The 16261-nt window shown below is 66.7% G+C and carries 15 protein-coding genes and 1 tRNA gene; 5 read left to right on the top strand and 11 right to left on the bottom strand.

The window, feature by feature from the left end; translation table 11 throughout:
• Nucleotides 1–48 precede the first annotated feature (48 nt).
• Nucleotides 49–903, top strand: coding sequence for a divisome protein SepX/GlpR (gene sepX, locus JOF56_RS06855; protein WP_209635592.1), 855 nt, complete (start codon nucleotides 49–51; stop codon nucleotides 901–903).
• 41 nt (nucleotides 904–944) lie between these two features.
• A tRNA-Ala gene (locus JOF56_RS06850) sits at nucleotides 945–1017 on the top strand.
• Between the two features lie 497 nt (nucleotides 1018–1514).
• Here JOF56_RS06850 and bla read toward each other — a convergent pair.
• The 4 genes from bla to JOF56_RS06830 all read right to left on the bottom strand — a co-directional run bounded on the left by bla (nucleotide 1515) and on the right by JOF56_RS06830 (nucleotide 4796).
• Entirely contained in the window at nucleotides 1515–2417 is a 903-nt protein-coding gene (gene bla / locus JOF56_RS06845) for a class A beta-lactamase (protein ID WP_209635590.1), read from the bottom strand.
• Between the two features lie 77 nt (nucleotides 2418–2494).
• On the bottom strand, nucleotides 2495–3385 hold the full coding sequence (locus JOF56_RS06840; RefSeq protein WP_209635588.1) for a serine hydrolase: 891 nt from the start codon (nucleotides 3383–3385) through the stop codon (nucleotides 2495–2497).
• Complete coding sequence (locus tag JOF56_RS06835) at nucleotides 3382–4182, bottom strand: LysR family transcriptional regulator (protein WP_209635586.1); 801 nt, start codon at nucleotides 4180–4182, stop codon at nucleotides 3382–3384. Before JOF56_RS06835 ends, JOF56_RS06840 begins: the two co-directional genes overlap by 4 nt.
• Nucleotides 4182–4796: a TetR/AcrR family transcriptional regulator gene (locus tag JOF56_RS06830; RefSeq protein ID WP_209635584.1), complete on the bottom strand. Its 615-nt coding sequence runs from the start codon at nucleotides 4794–4796 to the stop codon at nucleotides 4182–4184. The genes JOF56_RS06835 and JOF56_RS06830 overlap by 1 nt, the downstream gene beginning before the upstream one ends.
• A gap of 63 nt (nucleotides 4797–4859) precedes the next feature.
• On the opposite strand from JOF56_RS06830, the gene JOF56_RS06825 reads away from it, so the two are divergent.
• Entirely contained in the window at nucleotides 4860–5711 is an 852-nt protein-coding gene (locus tag JOF56_RS06825; protein ID WP_209635582.1) for an NAD(P)H-binding protein, read from the top strand.
• 4 nt (nucleotides 5712–5715) lie between these two features.
• Here the strand turns inward: JOF56_RS06825 and JOF56_RS06820 are convergent, their stop codons facing one another.
• The 6 genes from JOF56_RS06820 to JOF56_RS06795 all read right to left on the bottom strand — a co-directional run bounded on the left by JOF56_RS06820 (nucleotide 5716) and on the right by JOF56_RS06795 (nucleotide 11396).
• Nucleotides 5716–7407 carry a sensor histidine kinase gene (locus JOF56_RS06820; RefSeq protein ID WP_209635580.1) on the bottom strand — a complete coding sequence of 564 codons (1692 nt, stop codon included), beginning with the start codon at nucleotides 7405–7407 and terminating at the stop codon, nucleotides 5716–5718.
• An 84-nt stretch (nucleotides 7408–7491) separates the two neighbouring features.
• A complete protein-coding gene (locus tag JOF56_RS06815) occupies nucleotides 7492–8883 on the bottom strand; it encodes a CYTH and CHAD domain-containing protein (RefSeq protein WP_209635579.1) in 1392 nt (463 codons plus the stop codon).
• Nucleotides 8884–8892: 9 nt separating this feature from the next.
• A complete protein-coding gene (locus JOF56_RS06810; RefSeq protein ID WP_209635577.1) occupies nucleotides 8893–10236 on the bottom strand; it encodes a HAMP domain-containing sensor histidine kinase in 1344 nt (447 codons plus the stop codon).
• A complete protein-coding gene (locus JOF56_RS06805) occupies nucleotides 10233–10904 on the bottom strand; it encodes a response regulator transcription factor (RefSeq protein ID WP_209635575.1) in 672 nt (223 codons plus the stop codon). The genes JOF56_RS06810 and JOF56_RS06805 overlap by 4 nt, the downstream gene beginning before the upstream one ends.
• A complete protein-coding gene (locus JOF56_RS06800; protein WP_209635573.1) occupies nucleotides 10894–11034 on the bottom strand; it encodes a hypothetical protein in 141 nt (46 codons plus the stop codon). Before JOF56_RS06800 ends, JOF56_RS06805 begins: the two co-directional genes overlap by 11 nt.
• Nucleotides 11031–11396: a hypothetical protein gene (locus JOF56_RS06795; protein WP_209635571.1), complete on the bottom strand. Its 366-nt coding sequence runs from the start codon at nucleotides 11394–11396 to the stop codon at nucleotides 11031–11033. Before JOF56_RS06795 ends, JOF56_RS06800 begins: the two co-directional genes overlap by 4 nt.
• A 116-nt stretch (nucleotides 11397–11512) precedes the next feature.
• Here JOF56_RS06795 and JOF56_RS06790 point away from each other — a divergent pair, with 116 nt between their 5' ends.
• Nucleotides 11513–12457, top strand: coding sequence for an ATP-binding cassette domain-containing protein (locus tag JOF56_RS06790; RefSeq protein ID WP_209635569.1), 945 nt, complete (start codon nucleotides 11513–11515; stop codon nucleotides 12455–12457).
• On the top strand, nucleotides 12454–13221 hold the full coding sequence (locus JOF56_RS06785) for an ABC transporter permease (RefSeq protein ID WP_209635567.1): 768 nt from the start codon (nucleotides 12454–12456) through the stop codon (nucleotides 13219–13221). Before JOF56_RS06790 ends, JOF56_RS06785 begins: the two co-directional genes overlap by 4 nt.
• On the opposite strand, the gene JOF56_RS06780 is transcribed toward JOF56_RS06785, so the two are convergent.
• Nucleotides 13218–16253: an AfsR/SARP family transcriptional regulator gene (locus JOF56_RS06780; protein WP_209635565.1), complete on the bottom strand. Its 3036-nt coding sequence runs from the start codon at nucleotides 16251–16253 to the stop codon at nucleotides 13218–13220. The genes JOF56_RS06785 and JOF56_RS06780 overlap by 4 nt on opposite strands.
• Nucleotides 16254–16261 lie beyond the last annotated feature (8 nt).

The following is a 16261-nucleotide window of genomic DNA, read 5'->3' as shown; positions in this document are numbered from 1 at the left end:
TTGTGACTAGCGTGGTCAATTGCAACGGATCGGGGGAGGTGACGAAGCATGCCGAGCTCACTCATCGTGGTGGCGCTCGTCGTGGCGTGGCTGGTCGTCCTCGTCCCGATGATCGTTCGCAAGCGTCAGGAGATCGCCAGGACCGCGGACTCCGCACTGGCCGCCCGGGTCGTGCGGAAAGGCGGGGCCGAGGAGGCCGACATGCGCGACGCCGACCTGATCGACGCCGAGGACGTCGCCGTGGTCGAAGACGGTAATGATTCGACTACGGAACCGGACCAGCCTCTCGACACCACGCTCGAAGCGGACGATCGTGACCACGTGGACACGGACACCGTCTCCGACGCCACCCACCACGCACCCGCCCGGCGATACCGGCCGGGCCGGGGCGGCTTCGACCCCGAAGCCGCCGCTCTGACAGCGCGCGCGAAATACGCGTTCCGTCAGCGCGTGGTCGTCGCCATGCTCCTGCTCGCCGTCGGCAGCGCAGTAGTAGCCGCCGTCATGTACCCGATGGCCTGGTGGGGCCATGGGGCGGTCGACCTCGGCCTCATCGCCTACCTGAGCTACCTCAGGCGCCAGGTCCGCATCGAGGAAGAGATCAGGCAACGCAGACTGGCCCGAATGGCCCAGGCGCGCCGCGCCCGCCCTCAGGAACAGCCAGCGGACTACCACCACATCAACGCCTACTCAGACGAGTACGACGACGACCGCTACAACGACGAACCGGCAACCACAGAACGCTCCGCCGACGCCCCAACAGCCGTAGCGGTCACCCACAACCCACCCCCACGCATCACCCACCCCCACGCAGTCGTGGTCGACATAGACGACGAAGACCCAGCATTCGACGAACTGGACGACCCCGACAGCCTCCGCTACCGCCGAGCAGTGGGGGAGTGAAAACCCGCTCCGCAAGCCCTGTTATGCTTGCGGAGCACCAAGGGGCTGTAGCGCAGTTGGTAGCGCGTCTCGTTCGCATCGAGAAGGTCAGGGGTTCGATTCCCCTCAGCTCCACGTCGTCAGGGGATCCGTGTCCGCGGAAAGCGCGGGCCGGGTCCTCCGTCATTATTTTGGGGGGCCGAGCCCCCCAAGCCCCCACGGTGCGGTTGGTGCTGAACCAGCGCTGGGCGCGTTGCGTTTGGACTAGTGCGTCTTGGTTTTAGCATGTTGCGCTTCCGCCCGCCGAAGGTGAGATTCGCCCTCGACCAGAAGCGCGTTTAGCGCAATAGAGGGCTGCTTCGAGGGGACCCGACGCAACCCACCTGTCCCACGACGGCGATCCCCCACTCCTCCTCCTGGCGGTCTGCCCGCCGGCGAGGCAAACAATCACCAGCAAATACCCAAGGTGAAGCACCTGGCAGAAACCCAAAGGCAAAGCAGCCAGGAACAACCAAACGTGAAGCACCCAGGAACAACCCAAGGTGGGGAACAGTCGCAAGCAGAGATGCGAGGGGAGCAGAGGGAAGCAGGTGCTGGAGAAAGGGAGCGAGAGGACTGTCGGGAAAGGATGGTCAGGAGAGGGAAGTAGCGGCGATGCGGGCGGTTTCTGCCAGCAAGGCGTTGTCGGGTTTGGTGTCCTCTTTGGCTTTGGGGGTTTTGTCGGTGAGGATGGCGATCAGGATGGGGGTGTCGGGGGTGGGCCAGGTTATGGCGACGTCGTTGGCGGAGGCGTAGGAGCCTGTGCCGGTTTTGTCGGCGGTGGGCCAGGTTGGGGGAACACCTGCGCGGATTCGGGTGGCGCCGGTTGTGTTGGCCAGGAGCCAGTCTTTGAGCTGGGTGCGTTCGGCTGGGCCGAGGATGTCGCCCAGTACCAGGGATTTGTAGGCGTTGCCGATGGCCAGGGGTGTTGTGGTGTCTCGTTCTTCTCCGGATGGGACGACGTTCAGGTCGACTTCCCAGCGGTCGAGGCGCGTGGCGGGGTCGTTGATGGAGCGGGCGAACTCGGTGAGTTTGGTGGGTCCGCCGAGTAGTTTGAGGAGCTGGTTGCCTGCGGTGTTGCCGCTTTTGGTGATGGCGGCGTGGCAGGCCTCGGAGACGGTCATGCCGGTGGCGAGTTTCTCCGTGCTGACGGGTGAGTTGGGGACCAGGTCGGCTTGGCTGTAGGTGATCCGCTGGTCGAAGTAGCCCGTGCTCAGCGGGTGAGCTTTCAGTAGTGCGCCGCAGGCGTAGCCCTTGAAGACCGACAGGATGGCGAATCGTTCGTCCTGCCGTTGGGACAACGACTTTCCCGTTGAGACGTTCACCGCGTAGACCCCGAGCCGGGCGTCGAACTTGGTTTCCAGGTCCTTGAGCTGGGCGACCCAAGGCTCGGGTGCCGTCGTGGTGGTTGGGGCAGGGGCGAGTGGAGCTGCTGGAGTGGCGCTGCAGGCAGCGAGTGGGACGGCAACGAGCGCGGCTAGGAGTCGGTTGATCATTCGCACTTCACTACCGAATCATCGTTCGAGCGATAGCGCCAATACGAGTTCGGCGCCTTCTCGATAGCGGATTGCTATCAGAGACGGCCTGATCGGAGGTCTGTGACGGCGATCCGGGCTGCCTCGGCGATGGCGGCGTCGACTGCGGGCAAGGCGAGGTCGGCGCGCGCCGCGAACGTGAAGACCGAGACGGCGATGGGCACCTCGCCGGGAAATGTGACCACCGAGACCTCGTTGCGGATGGCGCCGATGGTGCCGGTCTTGCCGGAAACCCGGACGCCGGCGTAGGGGAAGCCGGCGCGAATCCGGTGCGACCAGACCTGCTTTCCCAGTAACTGCCGCATGAACGAGCACTGATCCGGGGATGCGGCCGTGTCGGACCAGATCAACGAAAGCAGCCGGGTCATTTCACGAGGTGTTGTGGCGCTTGTGTATGCGGGATCGTAGGCACTCACGGTCCGGGCCAAGTCGTTGTCGGCGAGCAAGGCGAAGGCCTGTGCGGTGCTAGATGTCCCCGTCTCCCGCATCAGGGTGGCTTCGATGTCGGCCGTGCCGCCGACGATCCTGGTGTGCGGAAAACCCATGTCCAGCAACATCTTCTGCAGGAACGGCAATCCGACACGGCCGAGGATCACGTCGGCTGCCGCGCTGTCGGACACGGCGATCATCGAGCACACGAGGTCACGCCAGGACAGCGTGATCGGGTCGAGAAACGTCGCGATGCCAGTCGGCCCAGGCGTGCAGGAGGCCGGATTGATCCGGACCGGCGCGTGAGGATCGACTGTGCCGGAATCGAACTGTCGGCACAGGGCGACGAGCAACGGCAGCTTGTACACCGATGCCATGACAACGAGTTCGTCCGCGCCGATGTCGATTTCCCTTGTGGGCGAAGCAACGAGTGGTATCGCGTGCAACCACCCGTCCGTGCCGGCGTCCTGGAACACAGCGCGGATCTGCTGGGTGATCATGCGAGTGCGGCTTCCAGGGCCGAGCGAACGTCAGCGGCAAGTGAGCGCCACACAAGCCGGACCCGCAATCCGAACTCCGCTGCGGGAAGCCGGGCGATACCAGGAGCCTGCAAGAAGGGATCAGTGGTGATGCCGAACGCCTGACCTGTGGCAACGGCTGCCACTACCTCGCGGTCGTTGGAAGCCGCGAGAAAATCCGGATCCAGCCCCGAAGCTCGCAAGGTGTCAGCGAGAAGGTCGAACGCCGCAGTGCCATGGCTGCGAGGAATGGTTGCGCACGACAATCCTCGGAGGTCCTCTCGCCCCGAGGGTACGAGAAACCACGATGGAACCCTGATCACCGGCCCGCATTCCAACGTGTTGACCAGTGCTGGATGGTGCACCACAGCGCAGTCGAGCTGCCCGGACGTGACCGCCTCGATCAGCTCCACGGTGGCGGCCGTCGTGACCACAACAGCCTTGGGTGCGCTGGAGACCATCGCAGCCAAATGGAAGGCGCTGAGCTGACCGATCACGCCGACCCGGACGGCCTGATCCCGCAACCGTCCGGCGGACGCGGCGAATTCCGAGGCCGAGGACAACAATGAATAAGCCTGTGGAAGCAGCGAACTACCCGCTGGGGTCAGGCCCACTCCACGGGAACCGCGGTGGAACAGCTCGACACCAAGTCGGCGTTCCAGCCGCTGAACCCCCTGGGAAACCGGCGGCTGCGTCATCCCGAGCCGCTCGGCCGCCCGGCCGAAATGCCCCTCCTCAGCCACGGCGACGAAGAACCCCAAGTGCCGCAACAAATCCATCAGCGAGGCCCGAGCCTGCCGACGAGGTCGCGGACGAACTCGACGTAGCGCTCCTGGAACTCAGGATCGGACACCTCCACACCGAACAGTTTGCGGACCAGGTCCGGCATCACGATCGGCCCGGAGGTCACGCCCATCAGGCCGATCAGCAGGCAGCGTGGGTCGATCCCCGGATCCAGTTCACCCGCCTCCTGCCGGGAGATGAAGCCGGACAGGTCCTGCTCCGGTTCTTCGTCCGGTTCGGTCTCGCCGGCGGCGTAACTCAGCCCGCGCCAGATCATCAACCGGGCGCCACGCGGGTCGGTCAGCAGTTCGCGGACGTACTTCTCGGAGATGGCCTGTGCGGAGTTCTGTGGGTCGTGGAACGTCGCCTCGTGGTTCAGCCACTCCCGCTGCAACGCCCGGTAGAGGCCTTCCTTGCCGCCGAAGTAGTAGTTGATCAGCTGCTTGTTCACGCCTGCCCGGGCGGCGATCTCGTGGACCCTGGCGCCGGCGTAGCCCTTGGCCGCGAACTCGTCGAAGGCGGCTGACAACAGCTGCCGCCGGGACCGCTCGGCGTCCGCCTGACGCTCTTGCGGCGCTGGTGAGCGCCTTGGTTTCCCTGGTTCCCGCACAGCGTGAGGGTATCAGTCATCTATTTGGTTGACACCGTTTGACAGATGGTTGAAGCTGGGGTCATGACAATCCTGGTAACCGGGGCGACCGGCAACGTCGGCGGCTCCGTTCTTCAGCAGCTCCTGCAGACAGGCGCTCAGATCCGCGCGACCTCACGCAACCCGCTGACCGCGGGCCTGCCTGAGTCCGTGGACGTTCGCGCCGCCGACCTCGCCGACCCCGGCAGCTTCAAAGAGGCCCTTGAAGGCGTCGAGAAGGTGTTCCTGTTCCCCAGCCCGGCCGGTATCGAGGGCTTTCTCGAGGTGGCCAAAGCCGCGAACGTGCGGCACATTGTGGCGTTGTCGTCGCTGGCCGCGGCCTACCCTGGCGACAACGACTCACCGGTCCGGATGATGCACCTGACCGTCGAGCACGCGATCGAGAAATCCGGTATCGACTGGACTTTCGTACAGCCAGGTGCGTTCGCCACCAACACCCTGGCCTGGGCGCGGTCCATCCGGCAGGACGGCGTCGTCCGGCTGCCGTTCCCCGACAGCCAGAGCTCTCCGATCCACGAGTACGACATCGCTGAAGTCGCGGTGGCCGTCCTGCTCAACGACGGTCACACGTCGGCGAAGTACCGGCTGACCGGCGGGGAGTCGATCACCCAGCACCGGCAGGTCGACCTGATCGGCGAGGCCGTCGGCCGCTCGCTCAGGGTCGAGGTGCAGACCCGGGACGAGGCCTACGAGGATCTGCTCAAGCAGTTCGGTCAGTTCGGTTCGGCGAAACTGGTCAACAGCCTGCTGGACATGACCGAGGCCGCCGTCGACCACCCGGGCGACCTCGAGACCGGCGTCCAGGACGTGCTTGGCCGTGAACCACGCACGTTCGCCGAGTGGGCTGTGGACCACAAGGCTGATTTCGCCGGTTAGCCGATCAGCTACTGGGGATCCTGACTGTCGCGACGGTGGGCCCACCGACCGGGCTGACCAGTTCGAACGTTCCGTCGAACGTGGCCAGCCGGCGATGCAGGCCACGCAGGCCGGTGCCGGCGTGCGTGCTGGCCCCGCCGCGACCGTCGTCGATGACAGAGACACTGAGCACGCCGGGATCGTGTCGCATGTGGATGATCACGTTCTTGGCGTCGGCGTGCTTGGCCGCGTTGACGAGCAACTCGCAGACGGCGAAGTACACCGCTGACTCCACCGGTGCGGCCGGGCGGACGGCCAGCGAGCCCTCGACAGTCACTTTCAACGGGCTGTCCAGGGCGAGCGCGCGGATCGCGTCGCCCAGGCCGCGTTCGGCCAGTACCGGCGGGTGAATGCCCCGGACCAGGTCCCTGAGCTCGGTCAGCGCCTCGGCTGAGGCGGCTTTTGTCTTGGCCACCAAGGATTTGGCCGCTTCCGGATCCTGGTCGATCAGCCGCTCCACCGCCCCGAGATGCAGACCGAGCGCGACCAGCCGTGCCTGGGCACCGTCGTGCAGGTCTCGTTCGATGCGGCGAAGTTCCGCGGCCTGCGCGTCGGTGGCATCCGCCCGCGTCGCTGTGAGTTGCTCGACTCGGTGCGCCAGCAGGGCCTTGGCCGTCGGTGCGAGCAACCATCGGGAAACCTTGGCCTGTAATCGAAGTACGGGGCCGGGCAGGAAGATCGCGGCGGGCACGGCCGCCAGACCGACGAGGAAGTCGACCGCTGCCGAAGCCAGGTCACGCCACGTGGCCACGTCGGTCATCACCCAGCGGTACCGCGCGCCGCGCAACATTGCCTTGGGAGTCTTATAAAGCTGACGGCCATGCCGGTACATGCCGTCCGGGCGGGGCGCCGGAGGCACTGGTTGGGGCAGGTACGGCGAAGCGATCAGGATGCCTGACCAGCTGCCGACGAGGTGCCGTCGCCGGCTGGTCAGCTCCCGGTTCAGCAGCATGATCGGCACCCACGCCACGATCCACAGACCCCACAGGTGAACGGGTGCGCCGACGATCAGGCTGCCCGCCCCGAGCACCACGCCGGCCAGCGCCATCAGCCAGTTCGCCGCCACGTACCCGAACTTCTCGAAGTGCAGGCGGAACTTCACCCAGAACTGGAACATCCGGCCGTCGCTCTTGGGCTCCAGCAACACCGCTGTCCAGCGGTCGTGCAGTCCGACGAGGTACGGCGCCGCGAAGAAACCCGCGAGCACCAGCGGGATCGAGGCCACCCACCACGGCGTGACCAGCGACCAGATACCGAGCCCGATCAGGCCGGGCGCCAGCGCGGCCAATGCCGTGCCCACGAAGAGGTTCGTGACGAGCCAGGTCACGTCCCGGTGCGACGCCGGGTCGTCGCCGATCCATTCGAGCCGCCGATCGAACTCGTTCCACCAGGACGGCTTGTCCACGAGCCGCTCGCCGACCTTGTAGAGCCCATCCTCGTCAGGTTCGGGCGGCGGGAGTGGCGCCCGGTAGACAGCTTCGGTCGATACTCCGCTCAGCCGCCGGGCGAGATTGGTGAACCGCCGCACGCTTTTGAGCACGGCTGGCCCGCTCAACACCAGGGAGACGCCAGCGATGACCCACACGAACACGAAGGGACAGGCGATGGCCACCGCGAGCAGCGCCACACTGCGCGCCAACGCCTTGACCTGTCGCATCCCGCCTCCTCGATGGTCCGTCCCCAGTGTGACGGACCATCGAGGTCAGGCGCATTGCTCGCAGGTGTAGCCGCAGGGGTGGGCCTAGCCCCACCTCATCTCCCGCTGCGCACGCTCCGCGACCGCCTCCTCGCGGCCGTGCAGCAGGCCGAACGTGAAGCCGTTCTCCCCGGCGGCATGCGCCTGCATGCCAAGCGCTCGCAGCAATGGCCGTGCGACCACGCTGTCCTGGTATTCGCCGCCCTGCTTGGTGAAGGTCTTGGCGCGTTTACGGGCCTTGTCCGCTGGTTTGCCCAGCACGGGGACGGCCAGTTCCAGTCCGTAACGGACTCGCTTGGCGGCTTTCCGGGCGCGGTGGATCTCACCGGCGTTGAATCGCCTACTGATCTTGCGCTCCGCGCGGGACAGGTGTTTTGGCAGCTCTTTGCGGGCCCGGCGGTTGGCCTTCTTGGTCGTCGGCGGGGCGGTCACGAGGGTCTCCAGCCGATCCAGCAGCTGGAGGTAACGCTTGCTCCGCAACGTCTGCAGCACAGCCTTGCGGGCTTTTTCCTGCTCTGGAGCGAAGTGCCGCGTCAGCCGTGCCTCGACCGGGCCCACCACCAGCTCGGTGGGCAGCGTCGAAATGGCCGCACGCATCCGTTCGTGCTGCACTTCCAGGTCACGCGCCGTGCTCAGCCGCTGGCCGAGCCACTGCAGTTCGGCACTGAGATCACCGATTGGGATGAGCTTTGCGTAGACACGCAGAGCGCTGCGTAGCCGCCGCGTCGCGACCCTCAACTGGTGCACCGCGTCGTCCGCGTCCTGGCGCACCAGGACGTCGTAATGCTTGATCTTCTCCACCTGTTCGGTGACGTAGGCCATCACGGCCTTGCCCGCCCGTGCCTTGCGGTCCGGACGCTCCGGCTTCGTGCTCTTGGTGTCGAGCACCCTGGCGAGCTTCGAAGGCGCCTTGGATCGGTGGAAACCGGCTGAGCGCAACGGTTTCTCGGTCCGGTCGAGTACTGCCGGATCGCCTTCGACCTCGATCTCGCGCCAGCTGACGGCATCCGAGCCGCAGGCCGCGGCGGTGACCTGGTCGTCGGTCAGCTCGGCGAGCAGTTTCCCTTTCTCACCGACGATCTCCCAGCGTGTCCGCTCGGTCTTGATCTGCGCGACCGGCTGTAGTTTCGCGCCGCGTGTGTAGCCCAGTGTCAGATCGGTGAACTGTTTCGGCGGATCGGTCTTTCCGTTGAGCGGTATGTGGATCTCGTCGCGCGTGTCCTTGCCTGCGGGCACTTTCAGGTGCCAGCCCTCGTCCTCGCCGCCTTCCCGTCGGCGCAGGGTCAGCCCGCTGCGGATCAGCCTGAGGTCGGCGGTGTCGTAGTAGACCGCGTCGAGAGTCTCGCGCTGCGGTTCGGCGACAACACCCGGCAGCTCAGGGATTTCGGCGTCGGAATCGGCCTCGTACTTCCGTTCGATCTCACGCTGGGTTCGCATCGGTTTGGGTTACCCGGCGAGCATGATCGTGAAACTGGCGCCACCCTCGGGCGCGGGCCCGGCATGGACCGTGCCGCCCATCCGGGTGACCAGGCCGTGCACGATCGCCAGACCGAGCCCGGTGCCGACCGGTCGCACGCCCGCGTACCGCCGGTACAGCGCGCCCCGATCGAACGCCACTTGATAGTCCTCTTCGGACAGTCCGGGGCCGCCGTCCCGGACCTGGAACACCGGGTTCGGGCTGAGGGCCAGCACAATCGGCTGGCCGGACGGGGTGACCCGCAACGCGTTCTCCATCAACCCGTCCAGAGCCTGGCGGAGCCGCCGCGGGTCGGTGTTGGCGAGCACGGGATGCTCGGGTATTTCCGCGCGGAACGTCACGCCTTCGCGGGCACAGCGTGCGGACCACACGTCTGCTGCCTCTCGCGCCACGCCGGTCAGGTCGACGCGGGTGATGTCGAGCCGGAAGTCGTCGGCGGACAGCCTTGCCAGGTCGAGCAGGTCACTGACCAGTCGCTCGAGGCGCTGGGCCTCGTTGCAGATGGTCCGGCCGACGTCTGCGGCGTCGGCGCCGGTCACCACGCCGTCGGCCAGCGATTCGGCGAACCCGCGGACAGCCGTCAGCGGGGTCCGCAGTTCGTGGGATACCGACAGCAGGAAGTCCCGTTGTCGGGATTCACTGCGCTGCAACGCATCCGCCAGCTCGTTGACCGACCCGGCGACGTCAGCGACCTCACGCGGGCCTTCAACGGGAACGCGCAGATCCCGACGCCCGCCGCGCATGGTGTGCGCGACCTGCGCGGTCCGCCGCAACGGCCGGGCGAGCAGGCGACCGAGCACAATCCCGGCCAGAGCGGCGACGAGGAGACCGATTCCCAGTCCCAGCAGGATGTTGCCGATCAGACTGCGAACGGTCGATCGGTCCGCGGACGGCTGCTGGACCAGCACGAAGCTGCCGCGCGGCACGTCACGGGCCTCCACCAGGTAGGTCCGCCCGCCGGACTCGACGATCTTCGACACCTTCCCGCCGTCGACAGCCTTGGCCTGCTTGGCTGCCGCTACCGCCTCCGGAGTGCCGGTGACCAGGCCACGCTGGCCGACGCCGACCACCGATATCCCTTGCCCCTCAAGGATGTCCACGACCCGGCGGCGGCCGACCAGACCGCCGCCCTGCTCCGCGATCTGGGCGGCGATCACGTCGGCCTGGTTGGCCAGCACGCGCCTGGTCACGTCCCGTGATGTCGTGGTGACCAGCCGGAACAGGATCAACCCGGCGACCAGCGCGGAGATCCCGGCCACCGCCAGGCACAGCACGGTGATCCGGCCGGCGAGCGTGGCCCGCGAGCGGCTCACCGTGACTCCGCCGAGTATCCGACCCCACGGACAGTCCTGATCGGACTTTCATCGCCGAGTTTGGCGCGCAACTGGGCGATGTGCACGTCCACAGTCCGGGTGCCGGCCGCGGCCTGATAGCCCCAGACCGCGCTGAGCAGCTGTTCCCGCGAGTACACCCGTGCGGGCGTCCGCATCAGGTGCTCGAGCAGATCGAACTCGGTGGAGGTCAGCGCGACCTCCCGGTCACCAGCCCACGCCCGGCGCTGGTCGACGTTCAACCGAGTCGCCCCGACCGCCAGCACCTCGCTCACCGGTGCGCCGCGCCGCAACACGGTCCGCACGCGCGCAACGAGCTCGCGAGGGCTGAACGGCTTCGTGACGTAGTCGTCGGCGCCCATCTCAAGGCCGAGGATCCGGTCGACTTCGTCGTCCCGAGCGGTCACGAACAACACCGGTGTCCAGTCCTCCGCGGCACGCAACGTGCGGCAGACCTCGATGCCGTCCATCCCCGGCAGGCCGATGTCCAGCACGACAGCGACCGGCCGCAACCGCCGTACCGCCGCGAGTGCGCCCGGTCCATCTGTCTCCACGTGCACGCCGAACCCGTCCCGGCGCAGGTAAAGTGCGACCAGGTCGGCGATCGAGCGCTCGTCCTCGGCAACGAGCACCAAGCCTTTAGGGCTCATTCAGCTCCGACTCGACACTGTTGAGTGTGGACTCGATGGAGTCTAGGTCACCGGCCGGCGGTGCTTCCTCCTTCACGCAGCCCGTCATCAGCAACCCGAACAGTGCGAAGACCACGGCCAGGCGTCTCATTTGCCACAGTGTTTCTGTTTGTAGGCGTCCAGCTTGGCCAGTGCGTCACGCAGCAGGCCGACGCGCTGCTCGCGGTGGTCGGCCTTGCCGTTCAGCCAGTCGGCCTGGGCCTCGTTGCCCGCAGCCTTCGCGCGTTCGGCGCGGGCCCGGAGGTTCGCGGTGGACCCGACGACCTTCGCGTCGCCTGTGATCCGGGTCAGCATCTTGTTGGCACGTGTCTCCAGCTTGGGAATCCGCTGGTCACAGACCTTTTGCACGTCGAACGAAGGCTCGGTGGCCTGTGCCGAGGCTGCGGTGGTGAGTGTGGTGAGGGCGATTGCGGTCGCGCCCCCGAGGGCGGCTAAGCGATGCGTCCATTTCATGCGGCCAACTCTGACGAGCGCCGGTGAGCGAGGTGTCCGGGTTGTGTTCGGGTTGTGTAAGGACGTGTCAGCGCGGGCTCAACGAAATGAAAGCGGTCCTGGCGAGGCTCTGGGCCATGAGAACCTCCGCGATCGCGGTGACCGGGCTGCGCAAGTCGTTCGGTGAGCAGGTCGTGCTGGACGGCATCGATCTCGATGTCGCCGAAGGCACGGTCTTTTCGCTGCTCGGCCCGAACGGCGCCGGCAAGACCACCGTAGTCAAGATCCTGTCCACCCTCATCTCCGCCGACGGCGGCCAGGCGCGCGTCGCCGGGCACGACGTCGCCGCCGAACCTGATTCAGTCCGCGCGGCGATCGGCCTGACCGGCCAGTTCTCGGCTGTCGACGGCCTGCTCACCGGTGAGGAGAACCTGCGGCTGATGGCCGACCTGCGGCATCTGAGCAGGCCGGAGGGCCGGCGCCGCACGGCTGAGCTGCTTGAGCAGTTCGACCTGCTCGACGCGGCCGGCAAGTACGTCGTGACGTACTCCGGCGGTATGCGCCGACGGCTCGATCTGGCGATGACGCTGGTCGGCAACCCCAGGGTGATCTTCCTCGACGAGCCGACCACCGGCCTGGACCCACGCAGCCGCCGCACGATGTGGCAGATGATCCGCCGGCTCGTGGCGGACGGCGTGACGATCCTGCTGACCACGCAGTACCTGGACGAAGCCGACCAGCTCGCCGACCGGATCGCGGTCCTGGACCGCGGCGGGATCGTCGCGCAGGGCACTCCCGCCGAGCTCAAACGCCGCATCCCCGGCGGGCACATCCGGCTGCAGTTCGCCGATGTCACCGAGCTCGACAGGTCTGCCTCGGTGTTCGGCATGGCCACTCGCGACGACGACGCCCTCACACTGCAGGTACCCAGCGACGGTGATGTCCAGTCGCTGCGGTCCGTGCTCGACCGGCTCGATCAGAACCTCATCCACATCGCGGGCCTGACCGTGCACACACCTGACCTCGACGACGTCTTCTTCGCCCTGACCGGCCACACGACCGAGAAAGAAGCAGCGAAATGAGTTATGCCATCGCTGACGCGCGCACGATGTTGCGACGGCAGTACAAACACGCGATCCGATATCCGGCTGTCGCGGTGAGTTCACTGTTCCTGCCGTTGATGTTCCTGCTGTTGTTCGTTTACGTCTTCGGCGGATCGATGGGCGGTGGCCTGTCGGCCGGGTCATCCTATGTGGACTATGTGGTGCCGGGAATCATCTTCATGTGCATCAGTTCCGGTGCGGCCCAGACCTCGGTCGGCGCCGCCTCGGACATGACCGAAGGCATCATCTCGCGGTTCCGCAGTATGTCGATCTCGCGTGCCTCGGTGCTCACAGCACATGTCCTGGCGAACGTGATCCGCACGATGGCCGCCATCGTCTTCATGCTCGCGGTGGCGCTGCTCATCGGGTTCGCGCCGACGGCAGGTGTGCTGGAATGGCTGGCCTTCCTCGGCGCAGCCACCCTGTTCTCGCTGATGATCAGCTGGCTGGCGGTCGCGTTCGGGCTGAACGCGCGAAGCCTCGAGACGGCCAACGGCGCCTCGCTTCCGTTACAGTTCCTGCCGTTCATCAGCAGTGCTTTCGTGCCACCGGAATCGGCCTCGGCGGGTGTGCGGTGGTTCATGGCGAACCAGCCGTTCACCCCGATGATCGAGACAATCCGGGGACTGCTGCTGGGTGCCCCGATCGGCAGCAGCCTGGTGGTCTCGATCGGCTGGGCCGTCGGATTCTCGGTGATCGGCTACCTGTGGGCGAGGAAGCTGTACAACCGCGAAAGGGTCTAGCCGAGAGTTGCCTTGGCGATCTCCGGCAGATCTGAGGGCGCCGCGTTGCGGCCGCGTTGTGCTGCCTCGGTGAACAGTTGCTCGCCGAGTGCGGCACGCGCTTGCTCTTTGACTCGCCGCGCATCGGGATGGGAGAGATCAGGTGTGCCACGGATGGCGTCCGCGGCGGCCAGGAGCCGGGCTGACTCCGCTGGTTTCCCTTGGCGCAGAGCAAGATCCGCGATACCGACGACAATGTGGGCGATCAGGATCGAGTTCGGTGTGCCGAGCACCATGTCGAGTGCGAACGCGTGCCGCTCCCGGGCGGCGTCCAGATCGCCTTGCTCCGCGTGCAGGTATCCCTGCTGGCCGGCGACCGCGACGCGAATTCCCCAGTTGATGCTCACGTGCCGCGCCAGGACCTCGGCCTTGGCCAGCAGGTTCCGCACGGCGTCGAGATCACCGGCCCACCGCATGACCTCGGCCTTGCCGTAGGCCACAGTGGCCTGTGCCGACGGCACCCCGAGCTTCGCCGCTTCCCGTTCAGCCTGTGTCAAAGCGGTGGTGCACGCCGCTGTGTCGCCGAGCTGCCAACGCAACTGGGCCAGCTGTATCCAGCTCAGCACCATGTCCTCGTTCGCCCCGAGTTCAGCCGCGGCCTGCACAGCCTGTTCGTGATGGGTGATCGCAGCCGCGATATCGCCGCGCCAGGCGACCAGACTGGCCAGGTTGGTCAGTGCGAAGGCATACCCCCACCGGTCGCCGATCACGTGAAAACCCGATACGGCGGCGTCTAGATCGGACTCGACCTCGGCATGCCGATGACCCATCGATAGCCTGATGGCCGCGCGCTGCAACCGCGTCGCCGCCTCGACCCACGGGTCCTTGTCGGGTTCGGCTGCCGGACCTGTGCCCGAAATGACGTGGTGGACGTGCCAGACCAGGCGCAGCAACGGGTATCTGGACTCCTGGTGCCCGGCGAATCTCTGTGCCTCAGCGAGAAATTCGGTCGCCTGATTGGCATCGACGTTCCCGGCCAGCGACAACAACGCTGCCACCGCGTAGGCAGCGGCTCGGGTTTCCTCGTCAGCGCCAGGCAGTGCGAGGGCGGCGGTGGTCAGGTCCACGCCTTCCTCCTGATGACTGCTGAGCCACCAGTACCAACCTGCGGTCGCTGCCAGCTGTGCTGCGGTTTGTGCCGCGCCGATCGCGATGGCGTTACGCAGGGCGGCGTTGATGTTGTCGTGGTCGGCGGTCAGCCGGGCAAGCCAGGTCAGCTGGTCCGTACCACGAAGGCCCGGGTCCGCGGTTTCCACCAGACCAAGGAAGTACTTGGCGTGTGCTTGCCGCGTCTGGCCGAGTTCACCGGCCTCGGCCAGCTTTTCCAGGCAGTAGGCCTTGATCGTTTCCAGCATCTGGTAGCGCTCACCGGGTACCAGCAAGGACTTGTCGGCCAGCTCAGCGAGTACATCCCCGCCGCAGACCTGTTCGGCCGCTTCCAGCGTCGCGCCGCCGGAGAACACCGCGAACCGGCGCAGCACAGCACGTTCCCGGTCCGACAGCAGCTCCCAGCTCCAGTCGACCATCGCCCGCAGCGTCTGATGCCGGGGCAGGGCGACCCTGCTGCCACCGGTCAGCAGCTGGAACCTGTCGTCGAGGCGGCTTGCCACTTGAGCCGGAGTCATTGTGCGCAGCCGTACCGCCGCCAGTTCGAGCGCCAATGGCATGCCGTCCAGTGCACGGCAGATCCGCACGACGTCCTCGACCGTCTGCTCGTCGACCACGAACCCTGGCCTCATCGCGCTTGCCCGGTCGCTCAACAACCGGACCGCGTCCGACGACATCGCCGTGCCGATGTCGGAGTTGTCAGGTGGCAGTGCGAGAGGCTCGACTGGCCACAGCGCCTCGCCTGTGATGTTCAACGGTTCCCGGCTGGTCGCCAGAATCCGCAGCCTCGGACATTCACCCAGCAGTCGTTCCGCAAGCGCGGCGGCAGCGTCGATCACGTGCTCGCAGTTGTCCAGTACCAGCAACGCGTTCCTGGTGCTCATCGCGGCGGTCAGCCGGTCGATCGGCTCACCTTTGGGGATGAGCGCCCCCTCTCGCAGGCCCACTGTGCCCAGCACGACCTGCGCGAGGTCGTCGCCGGCCGTGACCGGGGCGAACTCGGCCAGCCACACGCCGTCGGGCGTCTGGTCGAGCAGTGTCCTGGCCACCTCGATGGCCATCCGCGTCTTCCCAGTCCCGCCCAGCCCGGTCAGCGTGGTGAGCCGATGGTCGCCGACCAGTTTCCGGACCTGGCTGACGTCGTCGCCGCGCCCGACGAATGTCGTCAGGCCAGTGCGGATGTTCGTCTTCGGCCGTTGTTCGGCCCGCAGGATGGATGTGTGCAAAGCAGACAGTTCAGGTGACGGATCGGCGCCCAGTTGCTCGGCAAGGGCTTCCCGCGTCGTCTCGTAGACCGTGAGAGCTTCGTTGGCCCTGCCGGACGCGGCCAGCGCGCGCATCAACGCCCCAGCCATGCGTTCCCGCAGGGGATTGTCAGCCATCAGGGCCGTCAGTTTTGCCGTCGGATCTTCGCCCAGCCTGAGTTCTGCCTCGGCGCGGTCTTCGATGGCGGTCAGTCGTAGTTCGTTGAGCCGCGTGATCCGTGGCTGGAAGAACTCCTCGTCCGCCACGTCCTGCAAAGCGGGGCCGCGCCACAAGCCGAGGGCTTCCCGCAGCAGCCGGGACTTGGTGGCGTCGTCCGCGGATCGTGCGGCTGTGACAAGGCGTTCGAAGCGGGTCGCGTCGACCTCGTCGGGGTCCAGCGCCAGCCGGTAACCGGCCGGTTGGGACTCGATCGGCAGATCCGCCTTGCGCAGCCGGGAAACCAGGACTTGCAGAGCGTTCGACGCCTTCGCCGGTGGGTCCTGCGCCCAGACACCGTCGATCAGGCGGCTCATCGACACCACCTGGCCGGGTTCCAGGGCGAGCGCGATCAGCAGCGCGCGCAGCCGGGCACCGGCCACCGCACCGGTGACCGCGAGTGGGCCGAGAATCCCGATCTGCACGGACCTGA

The organism is Kibdelosporangium banguiense (genome assembly GCF_017876405.1).
GTDB classification, from domain to species: domain Bacteria; phylum Actinomycetota; class Actinomycetes; order Mycobacteriales; family Pseudonocardiaceae; genus Kibdelosporangium; species Kibdelosporangium banguiense.
This window is presented reverse-complemented; position numbering and strand designations above follow the sequence as displayed.